Below are 15,796 nucleotides of genomic sequence, written 5' to 3'. Positions count from 1 at the left end.
AGAGCCATGAAGATTTCCCAAGCCATGGTGCTGGCCGCAGGGCTCGGCACAAGAATGCGTCCCATCACCGATACCCTGCCGAAACCACTGGTGCGGGTAGCGGGCAAGACGCTGGTGGATTATGCGCTGGATCATTTGCAGCAGGCGGGTGTAGAAACCGCTGTGGTCAATATCCATCATTTTCCAGAGCAGATGCTAGCGCATCTGGCCGGGCGCGATCAGCCTCGCATCCTGATTTCCGATGAGCGCGATGGCTTGATGAACAATGGCGGCGGCCTGGCCAAAGGCATCCGGCATATGGCTTCCGGCCCCCTGCTGGTGATGAATGCAGACCTGTTCTGGATCGGCGAGCCGAAGGACCAACCCACCAATCTGCAAAGACTGGGCGACGCCTTTGACCCGGCGCAGATGGACATGCTGATGCTCTGCGTTACGCTGGAGCAGACCACTGGCCATAATGGCAAAAACGATTTCAACCTCGGTGCCGATGGCCGGTTGACCCGCTACCAGCCCGGCGATCCGAATCCGGTGGTCTATGCCGGGGCCTTGGCCATGGAGCATTCCCTGTTGGACGATGCGCCTGACGATGCCTTCAATCTCAACATCTATTTCGACCGGGCCATTGCCAAAGGCCGACTGTTCGGCCTGATGCTGGAAGGCCATTGGCTGACGGTCGGTACGCCAGAGGCGATTGAAGAGGCGGAAACGGTGCTGGCCCGCCAGCCGCAGGACATCTGATGTCCAGCCTGCAAGCCCGCATCTTCACCATTCCCCCGGATCGGCCTTTCCTGCGGTTGATTGCCGAGACCCTGTGCGATGGGCGTCTCGCCCCCGGCTTTCGCTACGATCCAGCCGATCCCCTGTCCCTGTCCAAGGTCACGATCCTGGTGCCGACCCGGCGTGCGGTGCGCGTGCTGCGTGCTCAATTCGTTGAGGTGTTGGGTGGTCAATCCGCCATCCTGCCGACAATCAAGCCTCTGGGCGAAGCCGAGGACGATGCCAGTTATTTTGACGCCGAGACCCCGGCGCTGCTGGCGTTGAACCCGCCGATCAGCAATACGGTGCGACTGCTGGAACTGGCGCAGTTGATTCTTGCCTGGCGCAACAAGCTGCCGGATATCGTGCTGAGCATTCACACAGAAACCCCGCTCGTCGCTCCGGCCAGCCCAGCGGATGCCGTGTGGTTGGCGCGGGCGTTGGTCGAACTGATCGATTCAGTGGAAACCGAGGAGCGTGACTGGGCCGATCTCGACAAGCTCGATGCCCGCGATTTTGCCTCCTGGTGGCAATTGACGCTGGCTTTCCTTGGCATTGCCAGTGCCTATTGGCCAGCCCGGCTGGAAGAGCTGAACCGGTCCTCGCCGGTTCTCCACCGCAATGCCTTGCTGCGTGCCGAGCGTGATCGTGTTGGTCAGCTTTCTGATCCTCATCCGGTGATCGTCGCGGGCTCGACCGGCTCGATCCCTGCCGCGTCCGAGCTGATCGCGGCGGTGGCGCGTCTGCCCCAGGGGGTGATCGTGCTGCCGGGATTGGACAAGGCCATGCCTGATGACCAATGGCAAAGCGTCGGCGGTGAACAGCCTCCCGGCATGCCGCCGGAGCCGACCGCCCGCACCCATCCGCAATACGGGCTGCACCGGCTTTTGGGCCGGCTCGGCCTGACCCGTGACGATGTGGGCGTGCTGGAAGAGGCAGAACCCGAGCTTGCCGACCGTAGCGAAATTCTCTCCCGGGCGCTGTCGCCTGCCAAGGCAACTGACCAATGGACCGCCTGGCGGCAGGCATTCGGGGATAACAGGTTTCAGGCCGCCTTTGCCGATGTGGCGCTGATCGAGGCCGCAAACGAGCGGGAAGAGGCGATTGCCATCGCCATTGCCCTCAGGCTGGCCCTGGAGCGGCCCGGTGCCGATGGCGGCGAGAGCCGCGCCGCGCTGATTACCCCTGACCGCAACCTTGCCCGTCGGGTCGCGTCAGAACTGGCCCGTTTTGGCATCGAGGCCGACGATTCGGCGGGTACGCCGTTTTCGGCGACGCCGCAGGGGACTTTGCTGGTGCTGGTGCTGGAAGCCGTGTTGCGGCCCGGTGATCCCGTTGCCATCGTCTCCTTGCTCAAACATCCGCTGGCCCGTTTCGGCTTGACCGACGACGGACATCGTGAAGCCGCCGACGCTTTGGAAGCCATTGCGCTGCGCGGTGGCACCGGTGCCATTGATATTGCCGCGCTGGCACCCCTGTTCGATGAACAGGTGGTCGCCCAGTTCGATGACCGGTATCCACCGGCCTGGCGGCGCTCTTTTACCGATCAGACCCGCCAGCAGGCACGGAAACTGGCCGAGGCAATCGCAGAGGCGGTGGAACCGCTTGCCGGTCATGTGGTCGCCAAGCCGGATGGTCACCATTTCACCACCCGTTTGTCTTTGAGGGAATGGGCCGAGCGCACCGGTCAGGTGCTGGAGGCCGTGGCCCGCACCGATGAAGGCGATCTTGCCCCGCTTTGGGCCAATGAGGCCGGTGCCGTACTGGCGCGGCTGCTCAGCGAAATCATGGAAACCGATGGCCAGCTGAGCGCCGATGGTCCGCAATGGATTGAGATTGTTGCAGCGCTGACCGCCAGCGAATCGGTCAAGCCGAAATCGCTGCGCCATCCGCGTGTCTTCATTTTCGGTGCGCTGGAATCGCGTCTGCAAAGCGTCGATACGATGATTCTCGGTGGGTTGAACGAAGGGTCCTGGCCCGGCACCACCACCAATAATCCATTTCTGTCGCGCAGCATGAAAACCGAAATGGGGCTGGAGCCGCCGGAACGGCAGATCGGTCAGCTTGCCCATGATTTCGAAATGGCTAATGGCACCCGTCACCTGATCTATTGCCGCGCCTTGCGGCAGGGATCGGCCCCCACCGTTGCCTCGCGCTGGCTGCAAAGGCTGCTGGCGCTGGGTGGCAAGGATTTTGCTGAGGCCCTGAAAGCCAGGGGTGAGCGCTACCGTCATTTTGCCGATCTGCTCGATAAGGGCGCAGATCAAGCCCCCGCCCAACGGCCACAGCCAAAGCCGCCTGCCGATCTGCACCCGAAAACCTATTCCTTCAGCGAGGTCGGGCGTCTCAGGCGCGATCCCTATTCGATCTATGCCCGCCGCATTCTGAAGCTCGATCCGGTCGAACCGTTCAACAGCGATCCGGGCGCCTCCGAACGCGGCACGCTCTACCATGCGATTGTTGAGCAATTCGTGGCGCGTATGCCCGAAAAGCTAGGGCCTGACGCTGAACAGTTGATGAGCGAGATTGCCGACACGCTGTTTGCCGAGGAAAATCTGCCGCCGCATATCCATGTTGTCTGGCGCAAGCGTTTCTCTGAGGTTGGCCTCGCCTTTATCGAGTGGCAGCGCCAGCGTGATCCGGCCAAACTGGTCACGGAGGCCCGCGCCGGGGTGGAACTTGGCGAGATCGATATCCGGCTCACCGGTATTGCCGACCGGATCGATATCCGGGCCGGGCACGCCGATATCATCGATTACAAAACGGGTCTTAATCCGAGTGTTTCCCAGGCTCGTAGCCTGCTCGACCCGCAATTGGCTTTGGAAGCTGCTGCCCTGACCATGGGGGCCTTCAAGGATGTCGGAAGGCTGAATCCGGATAATTTGATTTATGTCCGGCTGCGGCCCGGTGGGCGCTTCAAGGCCGACCAGGTTAATAACGAGCTGACCGGCAAGGGCGACAAGGCAAAGTCGGCACTGGATCTGGCGCGTGAATCCATCGCGCAACTGACCCGCTTCGTCACCCTGCTGCAATCGGGCGAGCGTGGCTATGTCTCGCGGCTGATGCCAGCGATGATGAATGATTTCAGCGGCGACTACGATCATCTGGCGCGTGTGGCCGAATGGTCCACCGCAGAAGCGGCAGAGGAGAGCAGCAGTGATGAGTGATCCGGACATGCTGCGCGATGGCGATGACCCCATTGACTGGACCACCCGGCAGCAATCGCTGGCCTCCGACCCGGCCCGTTCCGCCTGGGTCTCGGCCAATGCCGGGTCCGGCAAGACCCATGTGCTGACGCAACGGGTGATTCGCCTGCTGCTGGCGGGGGCGCGACCCTCTTCGATTCTTTGCCTGACCTATACCAAGGCGGCGGCCTCTGAAATGTCGAACCGGGTGTTCGACCGGCTTGCCGAATGGGCTACCCTTCCCGACGAGGAGCTTGCCCGGCGCATTGAAACCATCGAGCGCCGACCGCCGGACCGCATGAAGATTGCCGAGGCGCGACGGCTGTTTGCCCGCGCCCTGGAAACGCCGGGCGGCTTGAAAATCCAGACCATCCATGCTTTTTGCGAGGCGCTGTTGCACCAGTTTCCGCTGGAAGCCAATGTGGCCGGGCACTTTTCAGTGCTGGACGACCGCGCCGCCTCCGTGCTTTTGGCCGATGCCCGTCGCTCGCTTCTGACAGCAACCGCTGCCGAAGATGATGCAAACCTCGCCGAAGCCTTTGCTGAAGTGTTGAGTCTTGGTGATGAATTCGGGCTGGAAAACCTGCTGTCGGACATCGTTTCCAATCGCCATGCGGTGCGCGGTTTTCTGGCCACGGCCCGCCGCAAGGGCGGCGTGGAGAGTGCTTTGCGCAATGCCTTGGGCCTTCAGCCTGAAGAAACCGAGAGATCATTGGCCGAGGCCTATTGGCCACTTCCAACCCTCTCCGGTCCGCAGCTTTCCACCTATATCGATCTGGCGCTCACCAAGGGCGGTTCCCTTGTGCAGGGCGTCGCCCTGACGCTGGAGCGCGCCGTGCGCCAGCCTGATTCGCTCGTGCGGGCGCAATTGCTGGAAGAGGCCTTCTATACCGGCTCCGACAAGCCGAAAGCCGACCGCTCGCTGATTGCGGCAGCCATGAACAAGGCGGCCCCTTATCTGTCCGACGCCATCTTTGCGGCCCGGGATCATGTGGTGGCCTGCCGCGAGCGCCTGCGGCTGTTTCGACTGTTCAAGGCAACGCGGGCGGCGCTAACGCTGGCCGAGCGGCTGGACCATGATTATGAAGAGCTGAAAAAGCGCAGCAGCCAGCTGGATTTCGAGGATCTGATTGCCCGCACCGCCGAGCTTTTGACCCGCAGCACGGTCGGCCCCTGGGTACATTACAAGCTGGACCAGGGCATCGACCATATTCTGGTCGATGAGGCGCAGGATACCAGCCCGGTACAATGGTTGGTGATCCGCTCGCTGCGCGAAGATTTTTTCTCCGGCCTGAGCGCCCGTCCGGTCCGCCGCACCTTCTTTGCCGTTGGCGATGAGAAGCAATCGATCTACTCCTTCCAAGGCGCAAAGCCGGAACGGTTTTCGCAGGAAGCCCGCGAGACCGAGCAGGAAGTGGCGCGTGGCGGCGAAAGCTTTAGCGCGGTGCGCCTGCCATTGTCCTTCCGCTCCACCAATGCAGTGTTGTCAGCCGTTGACCAGGTGTTTTCGGTCACCGAAAATGCCAGGGGCCTTTCGGCTGTTGCGGAACCAGTGGTGCATATGTCGAGCCGCATCGGCCATCCCGGCGCGGTTGAAGTCTGGGAGATGATCGCGCCGGAAGGCAGCGAAAGCGAAGAGGATTGGACCGCCCCCTTCGATGCAACACCGGAAAATGCCCCTTCGGCCATGCTGGCGCGGCGGATCGCCCAGCGGATCGAGATCATGCTGGCCCGCGAGACCATCGTGGAAAAGGGTGTGGAGCGGTCCATAGAAGCAGGCGACATCCTCATTCTGGTGCGCAAGCGCGGCGCTTTCGTCAATGCGCTGACGCGAGCCTTGAAGCGGCGCAGCAATATTCCGGTGGCCGGGGCCGACCGGTTGCGGCTGACCGGCCATATTGCCGTGCAGGATCTGCTGGCGCTGGGACGATTCGTGCTGCTCACCGCCGATGACCTGTCGCTGGCGGCACTGCTGAAAAGCCCGTTGTTCAACCTGAGCGAAGACGATGTGTTCGAAGTGGCGGCGCGGCGCGGCGAAATCTCGGTCTTTGCCGAAATTGCCCGGCTGGCGGAGGCTGGATCGGAAAAATGGCAGGCGGCCCTTGCCCGTTTGCACCGCTATCTGGCCTTGGCGCGGGATCTTCTGCCGCATGATTTCTATGGTCGGGTGCTTGGTCCTCTGGGAGGCCGACGCGACTTTCTGGCCCGGCTTGGCAGCGAAGTCAGCGACATCATCGATGAATTCCTGACCTTTACCCTGTCCCATGAACAGGCGGGCCTGCCGGGTCTGCAATCCTTCATCACCACGCTGGAGCAGGAAGCGCCTGAGGTAAAGCGCGAACAGGACAAGGAGCGCAGCGAGGTGCGCATCATGACCGTTCATGCCTCCAAGGGGCTTGAGGCGCCTATCGTGTTTCTGGTCGATGATGGCTCCAAAGCCTTCAACCATACGCATCTGCCAAAATTCCGGATGATCGAGACCGAGACGCAAGCATCCGAATGCCCGGTCTGGGTGCCGGTGAAGGCGGTTGATAATCCTTTGACCGCGCAGGACGTGGCAAAGCGAAAACAGGCGATTGAGGAGGAATATCGACGCCTGCTCTATGTCGGCATGACGCGAGCTGCCGACCGGTTGGTGGTCTGCGGTTATCGCGGCAAGCAGGTGCAAACCGAAATCTGGCACCAGATGGTCTGGTCCGCGCTGGAATTGGACACGGAGCGGTGTCGTAAGCAGCGCTTTGGCGGGCCAGAGGGTGATTGGACCGGGCTGCTCTGGGAAAATGCCGTCGTTCCGGGCCGATTCGAACGCCAGGAAAAACGCCAGGAAAAACGGGAGCTGGAAGCCTTGCCGGAGGCGCTGCTGCGCCCGGCGCCGCCACCGCCGCGTTTGCCACGGCCTTTGAGCCCGTCCGGTGCCGGGATCGAGGTGAATGACGAGGACGGCGACCTGATGCTGCGCTCACCGCTGTTCAGCAAGGGTGAGGATGCGGGCCTTGCCCTGCAAAAAGGCCGGTTAGTGCACCGGATGCTGCAAATGCTGCCGGGCCTGCCTGCCGATGAACGGATGGCCGCCGCCCGCCGTTATGGCGAGCGCGCCGCCCGGTTCTGGCCCTCCCATGAACGCGACCGTTTGGTGGATAGCGTTCTGGCTATTCTTGACCATCCTGCCTTGAGCGAGGTGTTTTCCAGCCATGCGCAGACGGAATTTTCGCTGATGGGAACCATCCGGCTTGGCGCTGAAGAGCGCGCCGTCTCGGCGCGGGTGGACCGGATGGCTGTGACGGACGAGAAAGTGATTCTGCTGGATTACAAGACCAACCGGCAGCCGCCGCGTCAGGAAAGTGAAGTGCCGCTATCCCATTCGGCCCAGCTTGCCATTTACCGCGAATTGCTGAAGCCGCTCTATCCGGGAAAAGTGATCGATTGCCTGCTGGTCTATACCGAAGGGCCACATGTGGTGGCGCTGACGGAGGCGGGTTTGCATGGCGCATTGCAGGCGCTTCAAACTCTTTAAAACATCTAGGGTTTGTCGCTTAAAAGGGCGGAGCGGTTTGGGGGATCGGCAATTCGTCTCGAACGCACCAAAAGGCTTATTTCCTATTTCGCCCAAATTTGCATAGATATTTCAGATTTATGTCCGGTTGACAGCCAATCAAGAACGGGGATGGTAGCGTGGGGCGGTAAAAGCATTGGCGGCAGGGGCTTTGATGGCGTCTGGCGCGCATTGCACCGCGAACAGGCTTTGCCCCTTGATGAATGGATTACCGCAGGAGGTTGAAATGGCGCGTGTCGAACACTCTGGTCTGGCTATCGAGCAGGATCTCTATGATTTTCTGGTGAGCGAGGCCTTGCCGGGGACAGGCGTGGAGCCAGAGGCCTTCTTCCAGCATTTCTCCAGAATCGTGCATGAGCTTGCGCCGACGAACCGCGCCCTGCTGGCCAAACGCGACGCCTTTCAAGCGCAGCTGGACAGCTGGTACAAGCAAAACGGCGCGCCTTCGGATCTTGCGGCTTACGAAGCTTTCCTGCGCGATATCGGCTATCTCCTGCCGGAAGGGCCGGATTTCTCCGTGACGACCAGCAATGTCGATGCGGAAATCGCTTCGATTGCCGGGCCGCAGCTCGTCGTGCCTGTGATGAATGCCCGTTATGCCCTGAACGCCGCCAATGCGCGTTGGGGTTCGCTTTACGACGCGCTCTACGGAACGGATGCGATCTCCGAGGCCGATGGTGCTGAAAAGGGCAGGGAGTATAATCCCAAACGCGGTGAAAAGGTTATTGCCTGGGCGCGGGCTTTCCTCGATCAGTCCGTGCCGCTGGCGGGTGGCCGCTGGGCAGATGTGGCAGGGCTTGCGCTGACCGATGGTTATCTCGATGTGACGCTGACCTCCGGCGACAAGACCGGATTGATGGACCCTTCACAACTGGCGGGAACGTTAAGCGAGGACGGCAACGTGACGTCCTATCTTTTGCGCCGAAACGGCCTGCATGTGGAAATCTGCATTGACGCCAAAGGCGCGATTGGTGCCGCCGATAAGGCACATATCAATGATATCAGGCTGGAATCGGCGATTACTGCCATTATGGACTGTGAGGATTCGGTTGCCGCGGTCGATGCCGAGGACAAGATCCTGGCCTATTCCAATTGGCTCGGCCTGATGAAGGGCGATCTGGAGGAAGTGGTTGCCAAGGGCGATCATGTCTTTACCCGTACCCTCAATCCCGATCTTGAATTCACCGACCCGCAGGGCAAGCCCTTTACCGTCGCGTGCCGGTCGCTGATGTTGATTCGCAATGTCGGGCATCTGATGACCAATCCGGCCATTCTGGATCGCGACGGTGCCGAGGTGCCGGAAGGGATCATGGACGCGATGGTGACCGCGCTGATCGCGCTGCATGATATCGGGCCGAATGGACGGCGGAAGAATTCACGCCAGGGCTCGATGTATGTGGTGAAGCCGAAAATGCATGGGCCGGAAGAAGTGGCGTTTGCTGTCGAAATCTTCACCCGTGTCGAACAGGCGCTGGGCATGGAACCCAATACGATCAAGATGGGCATTATGGATGAGGAGCGCCGCACGACGGTTAACCTCAAGGAATGCATCCGCGCTGCCAAGGACCGGGTGGTGTTCATCAATACCGGCTTCCTCGACCGCACCGGCGACGAAATCCATACGTCGATGGAGGCCGGGCCGATGATCCGCAAGGGCGATATGAAACAGGCCGCCTGGATTGCGGCTTATGAAAACTGGAATGTCGATATCGGTCTGCAATGCGGTCTGTCCGGCCATGCGCAGATCGGCAAGGGCATGTGGGCCATGCCGGACCTGATGGCGGCGATGCTGGAACAGAAGATCGCCCATCCGAAAGCGGGCGCCAATACCGCCTGGGTTCCATCGCCAACGGCGGCAACGCTACATGCCACCCATTATCATCAGGTGGATGTCGCGGGCGTGCAGGCCGGATTGAAGAGCAGGACACGGGCCAAGCTCTCCGATATTCTGTCGGTGCCGGTGGCCACGCGTCCTAATTGGACGCCGGAAGAAATTCAGCGCGAACTGGATAACAATGCCCAGGGCATCCTCGGCTATGTGGTCCGCTGGATCGACCAGGGCATCGGTTGCTCGAAAGTGCCTGACATCAACAATGTCGGCCTGATGGAAGACCGCGCGACCTTGCGCATTTCCGCCCAGCACATGGCCAATTGGCTGCATCACGGCGTTGTCACCGAGGCGCAGGTTGTCGAAACGCTGAAACGGATGGCAGCCATCGTCGACAAGCAGAATGCAGGCGATAAGGCCTATCGCCCGATGGCTGCCGATTTCGACAGTTCCATCGCTTTCCAGGCGGCGCTTGATCTGGTGTTGAAGGGCAGGGAACAGCCGAACGGCTATACCGAACCGGTTCTGCACCGTCGCCGGCTTGAGTTGAAGGCCACAGCAATTCCAGCAAAAGTGTGAAACGGTTTTGCGTCTAGAGCGATCCGGTGAAGCGGACTGAAATTTTCACGTGAAACACAAAAGCCGCCGGATCGCTCCGGCGGCTTTTTGATGAAGGCTATCGATTGGCTGACATCAGGACTGCTGAACGATGACCTTGGTGGCCTTGCCCGGCAGGACGCGGCTGTAGAGGTCGATGACATCCTGGTTGATCATGCGGATGCAGCCCGAAGAGGCAGCCGTGCCGATCGAAGCCCATTCCGGCGAACCGTGGATGCGGAACAGCGTGTCCTGGCCCTTGTCGTTGAACAGGTACATGGCGCGGGCGCCAAGCGGATTGCTGATGCTGGGCCCCATGCCGTTTTCGACATATTTGGCCACTTCCGGCTTGCGTACGGCCATTTCCTTCGGCGGATGCCAGGTTGGCCATTCCTGCTTCCAGGCAACATAGGCCTGACCCTGCCAGGCGAAGCCATCCTTGCCAACGCCGATGCCGTAGCGGATCGCCTTGCCATTCGGCAGGACGTAATACAGGAAGCGTTCCTTGGTGTTGACGATGATCGTACCGGGCCGCTCTGTCGTGTCGAACGCAATGATCTGGCGGCGGAACTTCGGGTTGACCTTCTGGATCGGAATGCCCGGCAGCGCATAGCCGGCATCCGTAACCGGACCATAGGAATCATCGAAGATCTGTGCTGTTTCGACCGAGGCGGGGGCGACAACAGGCGCGGCCTCAGCGGTCTTTTTGCTGTCGGCTTCCGACGTGGTGGAGCAGCCAGTGATGGCGAGGGTGGAGAATAGACCGAGCACGGTCAGTGCATTGCGGATTCGCATGGGAGGCTCATCGACTTTCGGGCGGGAAATGATCTGTGTTACCAGCTTTGATAGTGGTATATTTTTGATTACAGTGGAGTTTGCAAGGGAACAGAAGACCCATGCCGTCTCTGGCCTCGCAAATTGCTGAAGACTGGCTTTTTTGCAACAGACTTGAGGCTCGCCAAGAGAAGATTATGACGATTCTTACTATTTCCGTTAAGAATACATTAATCGACGGAAGACAGTCCGAACGGGCCTTAATGATTCGCCGTGGCACGCAATTGCTTCTCGATCAGATGCGCCATGCCGTGCTGCCGGAGCTTTCGCTGGCCAGCGGCCGCCGCGCCGACCTGATCAGCGTCTCGGATAAGGGTGAAATCTGGATTACCGAGATCAAATCCTCCATCGAGGATTACCGGGTCGATCGCAAATGGCCGGACTATCGCCAGCATTGTGACCGGCTGTTTTTTGCCACGCTGCCCGATGTGCCCCAGGAGATTTTTCCGCAAGACTGCGGTCTGATCGTTTCAGACGGCTATGGCGCGCATCTGTTGCGCGATGCGCCGGAACACAGGCTTGCCCCCGCCACGCGCAAATCCGTGATGCTGGCCTTTTCGCGTGCGGCGGCCCAACGGTTGATGCGGGCCGAATGGGATGCCGCCCCGCAATTTCTGCCCTGATGATTTCGGCGCATGCTAGTTACTTTGGTGCGCGCTTGGCCAGAATGCGTTGCAGGGTGCGGCGGTGCATGTTCAGCCGCCTTGCGGTTTCCGAGACATTGCGTTCGCAGGCCTCGTAAACCCGCTGGATATGTTCCCAGCGCACCCGGTCGGCAGACATCGGATTTTCCGGCACATCGGCCTTTTCGCCCGGACGCTGGGTCAGGGCGTTGAACACATCGTCGGCATCGGCAGGTTTCGACAGATAATCCACCGCGCCGAGTTTGACGGCGGTGACGGCGGTGGCAATATTGCCGTAGCCGGTCAGCACGATAATCCGCGTGTCGGTTCGGCTTTCACGAATGGCCTGGATCACATCAAGACCATTGCCATCACCAAGCCGCAGGTCGACCACGGCATATTTCGGTGCTGCGGTCTTGGCCTTGGCGATGCCTTCCGCCACGGAGGAGGCAATATCCACCTGGAAGCCACGGGTTTCCATGGCGCGGGCCAGCCGTCGCAAAAACGGCTGGTCGTCATCGACTATCAACAAGGTGGCGTCCGGGCCGAGATCGGCAGCGCCGTCTTCGTGGGTGATCGGCATATCCTGGGTCATGTTCTTTCAATCCTAGAGCATTTCCAGGAAAAGTGGAAACCGGTTTTCCGTCCGGAAATGCTAAAACAAAGAGTTAAAGCGTTGCTGCGATTCCATAGAAGAGCAGAAACGCTCTAACGTCCGCAGCGTTATTGCGCACTCGCCTCTGTCGGTAAAGTCACTTTGTCGGTGTTTCCATTTCCCGGCGCGGCCAGCGCACTGTTACCCGTGCCCCCGGGTTGGAAGCGCCCCGGTTTTCAAAAGTCAGGACAGCGCCGGAACGCTCCAGCAAGGTCTTGGCAATGAACAGGCCCAGCCCAAGCCCGCCCGCCCGCGCATCGCTTTTGCGGCTGGTGACATAAGGCTCGCCGATCCTCAGCAGGATATCGGGCGCAAAGCCTTCTCCATCGTCCTCGATCATGATCGTCACATGACGGTTGTCATGCTCCACGGTCACGATCACCTGCTCCCGTGCATAATCCAGGGCGTTTTCGATCAGGTTGCCAAGCCCGTAGAGAATACCGGGATTGCGGTTACCCACCGGCTCGCTGGCGCGGTCCGAAACCTCTGCCACCGTCAGCTTGATGCCGAAGTCCCGGTGAGGCGCGATCACTTCCTCAATCAAGGAAGAGAGCGGCAATTGCCGCATATGCGCCTCATCCTCGGCGGACAGGGTGGTCAACCGTTTGAGAATGTCGCGGCAACGTTCGCTCTGGCTGCGCAGCAGCTGGACGTCCTCGCCAAACCGGGGGTCTTTGCCCAATTCCCGTTCCATTTCCTTGGCAACGACGCTGATCGTCGCCAGAGGCGTCCCCAATTCATGGGCGGCGGCGGCGGCCAGTCCATCCAGCTGGGAAAGATGCTTTTCCTTTTGCAGCACCAATTCGGTTGCCGCCAGCGCATCGGCCAGAAGATTGGCCTCCTTGGACACCCGATAGGCATAGAAGGCGGCAAAGGCGGTCATCGACACGATCGAGCACCAGATTGCCACCAGCATGACCGGGCCGCCGCGATCGATATAATCGGCATACCAGGGCAGGGGAAAAGGTGTGAAGGCGAGTACAGAGATACAAATCATCGCCAGGCCCAGCAAGGCCATGGAATGGCGCAGCGGCTGGGAGGCAAAAACCACGATGACCGGTACGCAGATCAGCGGCGCGAAGGGATTGGCCAGTCCGCCGGTGATGAATAGCAGCGCTCCCATCTGGAAAAGGTCCAGCGCCAGGATCGCCAGTGTCCAGATCGGTTCCAGCCTCTGGGTGGACGGAAAGGCCAGTTGCAGCAGGAAATTCACCACTGCCAATGCGCCGATCAGGATGGCGGCGGCCAGTACCGGCATCGGAAATTGCAGGACCAGCGCGACAATCGCCAGGGTTATGGTCTGCCCTGCGACCGCCAGCCAGCGAAGCCGAACAAGCGTTTCAAGCCGCAATCTGCGGCTGGATGTACCAAAATGCATGCGAATATCCGTCTTTGCGCTCATTCACGTTCCCCCCGCCCGTCCTCCTTCGGGCAAGGTCTATGTACCACGCGGTTTGGCCCGTGTCGTGGGGGCCGCAGCGGCAGGGTCGTCCGGCCAGGGATGGCGGGGATAGCGCCCGCGCATATCGGCACGCACGTCGCTCCATGATCCCGCCCAGAAACCAGGCAGGTCGCGGGTCGTCTGGATCGGCCGATGCGCCGGCGACGTCAGTTCCAGCAGCAGCGGCAACCGTCCCCCGCCGATGGCCGGATGGGTTTTCAGGCCGAACAGCTCCTGAACGCGGATCGTCAGCTTCGGCTCGTCGCCGTCATATTGGATCGGATGGCTCATGCCGGTCGGCGCGGTAAAATGGGTCGGTGCCATCCGGTCCAGATCACGCTGCGCCTCGTAAGGCACCAGCGCCTTCAGCCCGTCGATGATGCCGCCCATGGAAATATCGGCAAGGCTGCGCACACCGGTCTGGAAGGGAATGAACCAGTCCTCAAGCCGATCCAGCAGGGCCTCGTCATGCATATCCGGCCAGGGTGCTCCGAGCGTGCGATGCAGAAAACCGATGCGCTGGCGCAATTGCTCGGCATTCTTGCTGAAATTCAGGCGTTCGAGGCCCAATTGCCGCAAACCCTCAGCCAGTGCCCTGGTGGCGCCTTCGCCACTGGGTCGCCCTAGCGGTGTCTCCTCCAGAATGATCGCACCGATCCGCTTGACCCTTCGCGCCCGGACCTGGCCGCTTGGCGGGTCGAAAAAGCTCTCATCGCCCTGAATGATTGCCTCCGGCAGGCTCTCTTCTATATCGGAAAGGCGGATTTCCGCCGCGCTCAGGATGCGCCCCTGCGCCGCCCGCCCGGTCAGATCGGCAATGACAAGCATGTCGCTTGCCGCCAGCCGTTCGGTTTGCGCCAGTTCCGCGCCGCGCCCGTTTGCCATGACATATCGCCCGGGCGCGCCGCGTTTCAGCGCGATCCGGTCAGGATAGGCATGTAAAAGCAGCACTCCGGCCAGCGCCGGGGTGGTGGTGGCCTGACGTTTCGGCAGGTCTTTCGTCAATCGCTCCGCCAGCTTGCGCGCTGCACCGGCCCGCTCGCTGCGGTCCGACCGAAACCGGCGCAGGCGTTCTTCCAGATCGATATCCGTTCCACCCAATCCTTGTTCTGTCAGCAGGACAGCGATTTCGCTGGCTGTTTTGGCCTGTCCCTCTTCTGCGGCGGCAATCACCATGGCGGCAAGCCGCGGCGGCAGGCCAAGGCCGCGCATGATCTTGCCTTTGGCCGTCAAGTGGCCCTGATCATCCAGGGCACCGAGAGCCAGCAGCAGGTTTCGCGCCTCCTTCAAGGCGGCGGCGGGCGGCTGATCGATAAAGGATAAGGCAGAAGCATCGGTCACACCCCAATGAGCCATGTCCATCACCAGGCCGGACAGATCACTTGCGAGAATTTCCGGCGGGGTGAAGGCTGGCATCGCTGCCGTTTGACCCGCATGCCAGAGCCGGATGGCGATACCCGGCTCGGTTCGCCCGGCCCGCCCGGCCCGCTGGTCGGCGGAAGCCCGCGAAACACGGGTGGTTTCCAGTCGCGTGATACCCGTTGAAGGTTCATAGACCGGCAGGCGTTGCAGCCCGCTGTCGATGACGATCCGCACCCCATCGATGGTGATCGAGGTTTCGGCGATCGATGTGGCCAGAACCACTTTGCGGGTGCCGGGGGCGGCGGGTTTAATGGCCTGATCCTGCTCGCCCTGCGAAAGATTGCCGTAAAGCGGCGCAATCAAAGTTGCCGCCGGCAAACGGCCCTCCAGCCGTTCCGCCACGCGGCGGATCTCGGCCTGTCCGGGCAGAAAGGCCAGGATCGACCCGCTTTCATGGGCATGGGCATCGAGAATAGCGCTGGTGACGCTGTCTTCGATCCGCTCGGTGCCGGGCCGATCGCGGTGGCGGATATCGATGGGAAAGCTGCGCCCCGCACTTTCCAGCACCGGTGGGTCCTGCATCAGGCCTGCCACCCGCTGCACATCCAGCGTTGCCGACATGACGATCAGCCGCAAATCGTCGCGCAGGGCGGATTGGCAATCCAATGCCAGCGCCAGACCGAAATCCGCATCCAGCGACCGTTCGTGAAATTCGTCAAACAGTACGGCTGAAATGCCTGACAGTTCGGGGTCCTCCAGAATCATCCGGGCAAACACGCCTTCTGTAACCACTTCAATCCGTGTCTTGGCGGAGATGCGGTTATCGAGCCGCATCCGGTAGCCCACCGTTTCACCCACGGTCTCACCGATCAGGGAGGCCATGCGGGACGCTGCGGCGCGCGCAGCCAATCGCCTTGGCTCCAGCAGAATGATTCGGTTATCGCCGCGCCATGGCTGGTCGA

The 15,796-nt window shown here is 61.0% G+C and carries 9 protein-coding genes (1 of these 9 cut by a window edge); 5 read left to right on the top strand and 4 right to left on the bottom strand.

What is annotated here, in order from left to right; translation table 11 throughout:
* Positions 1–6 precede the first annotated feature (6 nt).
* From V6582_RS10785 to V6582_RS10770, 4 genes are all read left to right on the top strand, one after another.
* Entirely contained in the window at positions 7–738 is a 732-nt protein-coding gene (locus V6582_RS10785) for a nucleotidyltransferase family protein (protein WP_156631455.1), read from the top strand.
* Complete coding sequence (addB, locus tag V6582_RS10780; RefSeq protein ID WP_156631456.1) at positions 738–3,923, top strand: double-strand break repair protein AddB; 3,186 nt, start codon at positions 738–740, stop codon at positions 3,921–3,923. Before V6582_RS10785 ends, addB begins: the two co-directional genes overlap by 1 nt.
* Positions 3,916–7,455 (top strand): double-strand break repair helicase AddA, encoded by a 3,540-nt coding sequence (gene addA, locus V6582_RS10775; protein ID WP_156631457.1) that lies wholly within the window; start codon positions 3,916–3,918, stop codon positions 7,453–7,455. Before addB ends, addA begins: the two co-directional genes overlap by 8 nt.
* Before the next feature lie 265 nt (positions 7,456–7,720).
* Positions 7,721–9,901, top strand: coding sequence for a malate synthase G (locus tag V6582_RS10770; protein WP_156631458.1), 2,181 nt, complete (start codon positions 7,721–7,723; stop codon positions 9,899–9,901).
* A gap of 114 nt (positions 9,902–10,015) precedes the next feature.
* Here V6582_RS10770 and V6582_RS10765 read toward each other — a convergent pair whose 3' ends face one another.
* On the bottom strand, positions 10,016–10,714 hold the full coding sequence (locus tag V6582_RS10765; RefSeq protein WP_156531640.1) for a L,D-transpeptidase: 699 nt from the start codon (positions 10,712–10,714) through the stop codon (positions 10,016–10,018).
* Between the two features lie 176 nt (positions 10,715–10,890).
* Between V6582_RS10765 and V6582_RS10760 the strand changes: the two genes are divergently transcribed.
* Positions 10,891–11,376 (top strand): MmcB family DNA repair protein, encoded by a 486-nt coding sequence (locus V6582_RS10760; RefSeq protein WP_156631459.1) that lies wholly within the window; start codon positions 10,891–10,893, stop codon positions 11,374–11,376.
* A 19-nt stretch (positions 11,377–11,395) separates the two neighbouring features.
* On the opposite strand, the gene V6582_RS10755 is transcribed toward V6582_RS10760, so the two are convergent.
* The 3 genes from V6582_RS10755 to hrpB form a co-directional block, all read right to left on the bottom strand.
* Positions 11,396–11,971, bottom strand: coding sequence for an ActR/PrrA/RegA family redox response regulator transcription factor (locus tag V6582_RS10755; RefSeq protein ID WP_070165173.1), 576 nt, complete (start codon positions 11,969–11,971; stop codon positions 11,396–11,398).
* Positions 11,972–12,128: 157 nt separating this feature from the next.
* Entirely contained in the window at positions 12,129–13,433 is a 1,305-nt protein-coding gene (locus tag V6582_RS10750) for an ActS/PrrB/RegB family redox-sensitive histidine kinase (protein WP_156631460.1), read from the bottom strand.
* A 36-nt stretch (positions 13,434–13,469) separates the two neighbouring features.
* Positions 13,470–15,796: the 3' portion of an ATP-dependent helicase HrpB gene (gene hrpB, locus V6582_RS10745; protein ID WP_156631461.1), read on the bottom strand. 136 nt of this gene lie beyond the right edge of the window; only the last 2,327 of its 2,463 coding nucleotides appear in the window; its start codon lies beyond the right edge, outside the window — the gene reads right to left on this strand; it ends in the stop codon at positions 13,470–13,472.

Source organism: Agrobacterium vitis, from assembly GCF_037039395.1.
In the GTDB taxonomy this organism is placed as follows: Bacteria; Pseudomonadota; Alphaproteobacteria; order Rhizobiales; family Rhizobiaceae; genus Allorhizobium; species Allorhizobium vitis_E.
This window is presented reverse-complemented; position numbering and strand designations above follow the sequence as displayed.

Coding starts and splice junctions, on each gene's coding strand:
- addA (WP_156631457.1), top strand. CDS start 3,916: ATGAGTGATCCGGACATGCTGCGCGATGGCGATGACCCCATTGACTGG.
- V6582_RS10760 (WP_156631459.1), top strand. CDS start 10,891: ATGACGATTCTTACTATTTCCGTTAAGAATACATTAATCGACGGAAGA.
- V6582_RS10765 (WP_156531640.1), bottom strand. CDS start 10,714: ATGCGAATCCGCAATGCACTGACCGTGCTCGGTCTATTCTCCACCCTC.
- V6582_RS10750 (WP_156631460.1), bottom strand. CDS start 13,433: ATGAGCGCAAAGACGGATATTCGCATGCATTTTGGTACATCCAGCCGC.
- V6582_RS10755 (WP_070165173.1), bottom strand. CDS start 11,971: ATGACCCAGGATATGCCGATCACCCACGAAGACGGCGCTGCCGATCTC.
- V6582_RS10785 (WP_156631455.1), top strand. CDS start 7: ATGAAGATTTCCCAAGCCATGGTGCTGGCCGCAGGGCTCGGCACAAGA.
- V6582_RS10770 (WP_156631458.1), top strand. CDS start 7,721: ATGGCGCGTGTCGAACACTCTGGTCTGGCTATCGAGCAGGATCTCTAT.
- addB (WP_156631456.1), top strand. CDS start 738: ATGTCCAGCCTGCAAGCCCGCATCTTCACCATTCCCCCGGATCGGCCT.